Genomic DNA, 8581 nt, shown 5'->3' on the forward strand with positions numbered 1-8581 from the left:
TTCCCGTGATCACTCCAGGGAGGCGGTCTTGTTTCTCTATTTTATATCGACTCTTTATTATTTTCCGATCTTAGACTGGCTCTGCGCCGGTTTCTGATCCTGCTGTCCGCCCTGGCTCTGACTGTTTTCACTGTCAGACTCAGCCGGACGCTGCTTTAAGGTTAACTGGACTTCTCTCTCCTGATAGCTGCCGTTTACAAGAGACTGGACAGTCAATGTTACGGTATCACCGGATTTATAGTAAGTCAGAAGCTTTGCAAGGTCCGCGTAGTTGGAGATCTTCTCACCATCCAGCTTTGTAATGATGTCCTTCTCGTGAAGATCGGAACCTGCGGCTGCGGAGTCTTCCATGATCTTGTAGACATAGACACCCTGCGGCATTCCGTACATCTTTGCCATGGACTCATCAATGTTCTGTAACTGGATTCCGAGATAGCCCTGCTCAGACTCGGAAACCGCGATCTTTGTGGTCCTTGTCATGAGGTCATCGATGATGTCTTTTGCTTTAGAGATCGGGATCGCGTAACCGACGCCTTCAACACTTGTATCCGCGTACTTTGCTTCGTTGATGCCGATAACTTCACCTTTGGAGTTTAAGAGAGCTCCGCCGCTGTTGCCTGGGTTGATCGCTGCGTCTGTCTGGATGACGGTCTTAGTCGCATCGTCAACTTTGATCTCTCTGTTTAACGCGCTTACATGTCCGACTGTCACGCTCTGGCCAAGTCCAAGCGCGTTGCCGATGGCGATAACGCCCTGCCCCATCTTTAAGGAATCGGAATCACCGAGTGTCGCCGCTTTGATCTTGCCCTTTGTGTCAGCGGAGATCTTGTCGAGCGGAACTGCGATCACTGCGAGATCCGCCTCGGAGTCTGTGCCCTTGATGGCCGCGTCCGCAGTGCTCTCATCCGCGAACGTCACGGTAAGTCCCTCGGAATCACTGACAACGTGGTTATTTGTAACGATCAGAAGCTCGGAGTCATTCTGTCCGACGATGATGCCGGAACCGCTGCTCGGGACTTCGTAGGTCTGGGATTGTCCAAACCAGGTGTTGCTCTGGTAGACCTGGGTATTTGTGATCGATACGACAGACGGAAGGGTTGCGTCCACGATCGCGGAGACATCCTCAATAACAACACCGTTGCTGGAAGTTGTGGATGTGTTCGCTGCCGGGATCTGGGTCGTCTGCCCGATGGTCTCGGAGGAGGCGTTTAGCTGGGAACTCTGGTACGGCAACAGGGTGTTGGCCGCACGGTTGACTCCGTACATCGTTCCGCCGGATACGACACCGAAGAGGAGCGCTGCCGCTGTGACAAGAGCTGTCGTCTTGGCGTAGGAGTGTTTCTTCGAAGCGTGGTGGCTGTTTCCGTTTCCGTTCGGATTCTGTCCATGTCCCTGATAATAGTCGTACTGCTGATACGGGTTCGTGTACTGGTTCTGGTTTCCGTAATACTGCTGATGCTGCTGCCCGCCGTAGTAACCGTTCTGGCCGTTCGGATTTCCGTTATACGGCTGACCGTTCTGTGTACCGGAACCAAGTCTTCCGTAGACCTGTCTTCCTGTATGCTCACCCTGAGGCTGCTGGGCTCCGTTTTGGGTGTTCTGAGTGTTCTGTGTGTTTACCGGCTGTTCATTATTTTTCTTTTCGTTTTCATTATTTACTTCGTTCCATTTATTTTCATCATACATAATAGGAATCTCCTTTCTGTGTTGAAATTTTCGATGTTTCTTTTTGTACTTAAGGACTCTCTCTTTTTCTTTCCTCTCCTTAACTACATGACATAGTGTACCAGTGAAATGTGATGAAAGTGTGATGAAACATGCACGGTTCTGTGAAATAGAGTCACAATTCCCGTGTTTTTGTAATACGCAAAAGAAATCCCGGAATCCATCGGTGGGCTGCTATTCTGTACCCATCCGGATGGATTCCGGGAAACTCTTGTTTTTCTTTATTTTGTCAGGATCGCAGTCAGTCCGAAATAAATCAGGACGATCACACCGAGGACGATGCGGTAGTATCCGAAGAATTTGAAGTCATGTTTTTTGACATATCCGAGTAAGAACTGGATCGAGTACATGGAAACGACGAAGGCGATCACCATGGCAGCTGCCATGAAGAAGAGCTCCATTGCGGAGAATGCCAGGCCGTAGTGAAGGATCTTTAAGAGACTGGCGCCGAACATGACCGGAATTCCAAGGAAGAAGGTGAACTCCGATGCGGCGGTTCTGGAACAGCCAAGCATCATCGCACCGAGGATCGTTGCGCCGGATCTCGATGTACCCGGGATCAGCGCGAGAAGCTGGAAGAGACCGATGTAAAATGCGGTCTGGTAACTAATCTGGGATACTTTCTTTATGCGGAATTCCGCGTGCTGGTTGCGGTTCTCGAAGGCAATAAAAATAACACCGTAGATGATGAGCATCGCCGCTACCACATATGGATTATAGAGATACTTGTCAAGCACTTCGTCAAGCAGGATTCCGACCACGGCAGCTGGAAGGCAGGCGATGATGATCTTAAACCATAGATGCCATGTGGCGCGCTTCTGTGCCGGTTTTTTCCCCGGATCAAATGGGTTCAGCCGTCTGAAATACAGGACCAGTACCGCGAGAATTGCGCCTAACTGGATCACGACGCGGAACACGTTCATGAATTCTTCTGATACATTCAGGTGGACGATATTCTCCACAAGGATCAGGTGACCGGTGCTGCTGATCGGAAGCCATTCGGTGAAACCTTCGACGACACCGAATACGACGATCTTTAGAAATTCGATAAAGTTGCTCATATTCACTCCTATGCTTTATATTTTGAATATAGCGTGCGGTCTTCTTGTTTTCATTGTCATGAAAACAAGAAGCTTCGGGCATCCGCCCTATGTCAACAGGTTCAAAAAAATGCTTCTGCAAGCAAGCTTGCGGCGCATTTTTCCGAACCCGCTGACGCACGCCAGATTGCTAGTTGATATTTTCGATCTGCCAGTCGATCGGCTCGATCCCGTTCTCTTTTAAATACTTGTTTGTCTTACTGAACGGTCTGCTGCCGAAAAATCCACGATAGGCGGACAACGGGCTCGGGTGCGGTGACTCGAGGATCAGATGCTTCGGATTCGTCAGCATTGGCTTTTTCATCTGCGCCGGGCGTCCCCAGAGGATAAATACCATCGGGCGGTCCTGCTCGTTTAAGACGCGGATCGCGGCGTCCGTGAATTCCTCCCAGCCGATATTCTTGTGGGAGTTGGCCGCATGGGCACGAACGGTCAGGACTGTGTTTAAGAGCATCACACCCTGATCTGCCCACTTCTTTAAATATCCATTGTTCGGGATATAGCAGCCGCAGTCCTCATGAAGTTCCTTATAGATATTGACCAGAGACGGCGGGATCTCCACCGACGGCTTTACGGAAAAGCTCAGTCCATGCGCCTGCCCCGGCTCGTGGTACGGGTCCTGTCCCAGGATCACTACTTTTACTTTTGAGAGCGGAGTAAACGCAAAGGCGTTGAAGATGTCATCCGGCGCCGGGTAGACTTCCTTTGTCTCGTACTCGCTCTTTACGGTCTCGTATAATTTCCTGTAATACGGCTTTTTGAATTCCCCGCTCATAGGGACCAACCAGTCATTTGCGATCGCAGCCATATTTCCTCCTTGTTGTATTTATTCGTAACGCTTCAGTACCTTCATAATTTTATGTTTTCTTACCGTCAACACAGCAAGTGCTCAAACCTCCTGAACAGTTACACTCTTTCTAAGAAATCATCCACTAATTTAAACGATACCTCCGCCACCGGACATGATTTCCCAGAAAGTTCCTCCGGCACCTGAGAAAAGATCTTATGAACCCGGAACAGATACGCCTTATTGTTTAACATTGCTGTCTTCTCAAAGGGCCAGCGGATCAGGGACGGATCTTTATAGTTTTCCCCCAACTCCAGGAGCACCGTGTTCCGGTTCAGGGTGCAGGAAAGCCATAAGGTATAATGCTTCCACGCTTCTTCCGTAAAGGATACGCTATGGGGAACTGCCATATGACCGGCAGAAAAGCCCAGCCGGTCCGCATCCTCACCGGACAGTGAAGTTATGATATAATAATCTTTTCCATCCAGAAAATTTTTTAACTTTTCGGCAGCATGAAGGATCTCTTCCTCCTCCGCGCCTTCTTTTTTCTTCCACTCAGAGCCGATTCCCACAAGGATCTTCTCTGCGGTTTCCAGTTTTTCCTTCAGAATTTTTTCTGCTTCTGTCTTTTCCAAGCTTTTCCTCCAGTATTCAGCATAATTCGTTTTCGAACGTTAACATCATAACATAAATAGGGGCTGGATTCAACTGATCCCTCTTGTCCTTTGCTTTTCATTTTCTTAAGTTTTTCTGTCTGCGGCAGAATACGTTCCGCCGTCCTTGAATTCTTATGGCATGTCAGCGACATTCCAGAAGTGCCATGCATAATTTTCCCCTGTATCTCTCATACTTTTTTTGCAGATGAATATCAGACAGATCCATAGCTGTTGTTTTTATCAGCTGTCTGAAGAAACTGCATGGCAATTATTATGGAAAGGATGGATCAATGATGGAAGAGCACTCAGTCAATCTTCTCCGCGAATGTGACTCCGGCTGCAAAATGGCGGCGGAAAGCCTGGAACAGATCCGGGATATGGTGTCGGATCAGGAGCTCTGGAAGGATATCACGGAAAGCTATGAAAAACATCAGGAGCTGGACGCAAAGATCAAAAAGACCTTAAGCGCCATGGAGGAAGAGGGAAAAGAACCGGGAAAAATGGCATCTGCCTGGTCATGGATGTCCACAGAAATGCGTATGCTGGCAAAGGGCGGCGACAAAGAAGCCGCCAGTATTGTCACTGACGGCTGTAATATGGGGATCAAGACCATATGCGGTTATAAAAATCAGTATTCTGGTGCGTCAAAGGCTGTCATGGAGATCGCCGATGAGCTCACCGGGATGGAGGAAAATCTCAGAGATCATATGAAGAAATTTCTATAACGGTTCAGCAGATCTCTTCCGCTTTCCTATCTTCCGGCCGGTGCCCCGCCACCGCCGGAAACTCCGAATATTTCACAAAGCCGATCTTTGCAATCAAGCACACGGTGGACCGGCTCGCAGAAAATGATTTTTCCGCCCGCGTCGATGTTCTTCGAAAGGAAGTCATCGCCAATGTCTCCCCTGAGCTCCGCTCCCCACTTTCCGTGATCTCCGGCTACGCAGAACTTGTCCGGGACATTCACCGGAAAGATGAGGCAGCTATCCGCCCCCCGGTCAGTCTGCCTGATGCTCTACCTCATAGGCATGTTCTTCCTTGATCTTTTTTAATGTCTCCGGCTCGCGGATCAGATCGAGGGCTGTGAAAGCAAGAACCTTTGCACCGAGAAGGATCGAATCGAGTCCTTTCTGTGAGCATGCCGCCGCAACCATCTCCTTGCTGTGGCCCTTGATCGGCTCGTCGCTGATATTGATGGTCGGCTGGATCGCCGGAACGACCTGGGATACATTTCCGATATCTGTCGATCCCATAAGGCGCTCTCCTGCCGGATCTGCAGTCTCTCCAAACAATTCCAGATTCTTCGCATAAACCGCATCAAAGGATGGTGTCGGAACCATGTTCTCTACCCAGTTCTGGTACGGCTTCATGCTGCCCTTTGCACCCATTGCCATCGCAGAGGCTTCCACGATCCGCTCTACCTTAGCGTAAACATCCTTTAATGTGGAAGCTGCAGCAGCCCGCAGATAAAATTTTGCTGCCGCGTAATCCGGTACCGTGTTCGGTGCCTGTCCACCGTTTACGATGATCCCGTGGATCCGCACATCATCACTCAGATGCTGGCGAAGAGCATTGATGGAGTTATAGGTCTGGATCAGCGCGTCTAAAGCATTGATTCCCTGCTCCGGTGCCGCAGCCGCATGAGACGCCTTACCCCAGAATTCAATATCGATCGGAACACATCCAAGTGTTTTTTCTGTAAGGCGATGTCCCACACCCGGATGTGCGGAAAGAGCCGCGTCAACGTCCTTGAAATATCCCTCGCGGACAAAGCTTCCCTTCGCACTTCCGTTTTCTCCGCCTTCCTCTCCAGGTGTTCCGTAGAGGCGGACCTCTCCGCCGACCTCATCGATCACGCTCTTTAACGCCGCAGCCGCCAGAGAAGAAGTTGCACCAAACAGGTTATGTCCACAGCCATGTCCAAGTCCCACAAGGGCATCGTACTCCGCAAGGAAAACCATGACCGGACCGGGTTTCCCGGATTTATAGCTCGCCGCAAAACCGGTTCTGTGACCTGCCGCCGGCATCTCTACTTCAAATCCCACGCTCTTAATCTGATCTGCAAGACGCTTGGAAGCGAAAAACTCATAATTGCTGACCTCCGGCTTCTCATGGATCTCCAAAGCGATCTGCTGATATGTCTTGCCGTTTGCCTCTACATAATCCACAATTTTCTTCTGTAATTCGTCCATTATCCACAATCTCCTTTTCTTTTATCCCATAAATTCACTGCAATATTCTTATAAGGAAAAAGACCTGACAAAAACCTACTTGTCAGGTCTCTTAATGCGTATTATAGTTCTTTTCGCCTAAATTTTCCAGTCTTTTCTTCCGATTTCACCGATCTGTTCCTGCAATTATTTTCCTGCTCTTACTTCCTCAAACTCCTCCTGGATCTCCTTTGACGGCTCACCGGTCGCAAGGCTGACAACAATCAGACAGAGCATTGCAATGATAAACGCCGGAAGAAGCTCATACACATTCCATGCACCGCCCAACGGACGAACGCAGTATTTCCATACAAATACCATGACTCCGCCTGCGATCATGCCGACAAGAGCACCGTTCCTGTTGGAACGTTTCCAGAATAATGCCGCAAGGACCACCGGTCCGAATACAGCGCCAAATCCAGCCCACGCAAAGGACACGATTCCAAATACGGAGCTGTCCGGATTTCCCGCTAAAAATACTGCGATCACTGCGATAAAGAGAACCGTCGCCCGGGCAACATGGATCGTTCTCTTCTCAGTAAGGTTTACGCCGAACATTCCCTTTAACAGGTTCTCAGAAACAGCGGAGGATGCCGCAAGAAGCTGGGAATCTGCGGTGGACATCGTGCAGGCTAAAATTCCGGCAAGTGTGATTCCCGCACCCACGATTGCGAGGAATCCATGCTGGCTTAAGAGTGTCGCAACCTGAATGATGATCGTCTCCGAAGCGGATCCTTTTAACTCTGCCATCACGCCATTCTTTGAGAGGCTGTAACCGACAACGCCGATAAAGATCGCAACTGCCATAGAGATTACGACCCATACCGTCGCGATGCGTCTGGAAAGTGATATATTCTCCTCGTTTTCCGTCGCCATAAAGCGGAGAAGCACATGCGGAACTCCAAAATAACCAAGCCCCCAGGCAAGAGTAGAAACGGTTGTTATGGTTCCATAAGAGGAAGCGGATCCTGTCTCGCTGTTATATGTAGCTGTTAACGATAAAAAGCCCGGCAGTTCTTTCGCATTTTCAAGAACATTCTGAACTCCGCCGCTCATGGATACGCCGAAACATACCACAAGGACAAGCGCGATCGTCATAACAATACTCTGGATCAGATCCGTAAAGCTTGCTGCCATAAATCCACCGAGTGCTGTGTAACCGACAATAACGACAGCGCTGATCAGCATAGCCGCCGTATACGGAATTCCGAATAATGTGGAGAACAGTTTTCCACATGCCGCGAATCCGGACGCTGTATACGGGACAAAAAAGATAATAATAAAAATTGCGGAAATTCCCAATAACAGTTTCGAATCATCGCGATACCTGTTTGCAAAGAAATCCGGCAGTGTGATCGAATTCGTCTTTGCGCTGTATCTCCTGATGCGTTTCGCCACGATCAGCCAGTCTAAATAGGTACCGATGGCAAGTCCGATCGCAGTCCAGGATGCGTCACAGATACCGCTGAGGTACGCCACTCCCGGCAGTCCCATCAGCAGCCAGCTGCTCATATCCGATGCCTCCGCACTCATTGCAGTCACAAACGGTCCTAATTTTCTTCCGCCAAGGTAGAAATCGCTGGAGTCATTGTTCCCTTTCGAATAGATGAAACCAATTGCCAGCATCATCACCAGATAGGCAATGATCACAAGAAAAACACCGATGATTGCTCCATTCATTTTTCATACTTCCTCTCATTTTAGTCTGCCATATTAGTTTAATAAAGCGTTAATGTAGTTTAGTATAGCAGAAAATGGCCGGATTGCAAGTGTTTTCCGGGGATTTGCGTCTGAAAAAAGGTCGGCACATTCCCGTGCCGACCTTTTCCTGTCTTTGTTCAGTTTTTATGGGATCCTGATCTCGGTGTCCTTACCGCTTCTCATCCCAGCTTCCGTCCTCCCGGACAAACCAGCCGTCCGGTGTCATGCGGTTCGCGAACATGATTCCCTTTGTTCCATCGGAAACCTTATTGAGAGAACGAGACGTCGCAGAACGTCCGGGGGACGTTCGCCTACGACGACCGGAGCGGAGCGGAGACATTCGAACCGTTCGAGCCCGGCAGGGCTTGAACATAGAAAAAAGAGCCATCCATCGGATGACTC

8 protein-coding genes are annotated in these 8581 nt (G+C 49.5%); 1 reads left to right on the plus strand and 7 read right to left on the minus strand.

Annotated elements, in window-relative coordinates:
• Window positions 1-57: 57 nt before the first annotated feature.
• From DXA87_RS14690 to DXA87_RS14705, 4 genes are all read right to left on the minus strand, one after another.
• Window positions 58-1686 (minus strand): trypsin-like peptidase domain-containing protein, encoded by a 1629-nt coding sequence (locus tag DXA87_RS14690; RefSeq protein ID WP_015553903.1) that lies wholly within the window; start codon window positions 1684-1686, stop codon window positions 58-60.
• 260 nt (window positions 1687-1946) lie between these two features.
• The gene (locus DXA87_RS14695) at window positions 1947-2786 is read right to left on the minus strand and encodes an undecaprenyl-diphosphate phosphatase (protein WP_015553904.1); all 840 of its coding nucleotides are present in this window, start codon (window positions 2784-2786) and stop codon (window positions 1947-1949) included.
• Between the two features lie 169 nt (window positions 2787-2955).
• The gene (locus DXA87_RS14700) at window positions 2956-3633 is read right to left on the minus strand and encodes a uracil-DNA glycosylase (RefSeq protein ID WP_015553905.1); all 678 of its coding nucleotides are present in this window, start codon (window positions 3631-3633) and stop codon (window positions 2956-2958) included.
• Between the two features lie 98 nt (window positions 3634-3731).
• The gene (locus DXA87_RS14705) at window positions 3732-4247 is read right to left on the minus strand and encodes a hypothetical protein (RefSeq protein WP_117505143.1); all 516 of its coding nucleotides are present in this window, start codon (window positions 4245-4247) and stop codon (window positions 3732-3734) included.
• A 314-nt stretch (window positions 4248-4561) separates the two neighbouring features.
• Here DXA87_RS14705 and DXA87_RS14710 point away from each other — a divergent pair, with 314 nt between their 5' ends.
• Entirely contained in the window at window positions 4562-4993 is a 432-nt protein-coding gene (locus tag DXA87_RS14710) for a hypothetical protein (RefSeq protein ID WP_117471115.1), read from the plus strand.
• A 273-nt stretch (window positions 4994-5266) separates the two neighbouring features.
• On the opposite strand, the gene DXA87_RS14720 is transcribed toward DXA87_RS14710, so the two are convergent.
• The 3 genes from DXA87_RS14720 to DXA87_RS17825 all read right to left on the minus strand — a co-directional run.
• The gene (locus DXA87_RS14720) at window positions 5267-6460 is read right to left on the minus strand and encodes a M20 family metallopeptidase (protein ID WP_117471117.1); all 1194 of its coding nucleotides are present in this window, start codon (window positions 6458-6460) and stop codon (window positions 5267-5269) included.
• A 165-nt stretch (window positions 6461-6625) separates the two neighbouring features.
• On the minus strand, window positions 6626-8158 hold the full coding sequence (locus tag DXA87_RS14725) for a sodium/proline symporter (protein ID WP_117505145.1): 1533 nt from the start codon (window positions 8156-8158) through the stop codon (window positions 6626-6628).
• Window positions 8159-8348: 190 nt separating this feature from the next.
• A partial coding sequence (locus tag DXA87_RS17825; protein WP_207659040.1) for a hypothetical protein occupies window positions 8349-8581 on the minus strand: 233 nt, incomplete at its 5' end.

The sequence above is a fragment of the Desulfotomaculum sp. OF05-3 genome (assembly GCF_003435535.1).
Lineage (GTDB): Bacteria > Bacillota > Clostridia > Lachnospirales > Lachnospiraceae > Pilosibacter > Pilosibacter fragilis.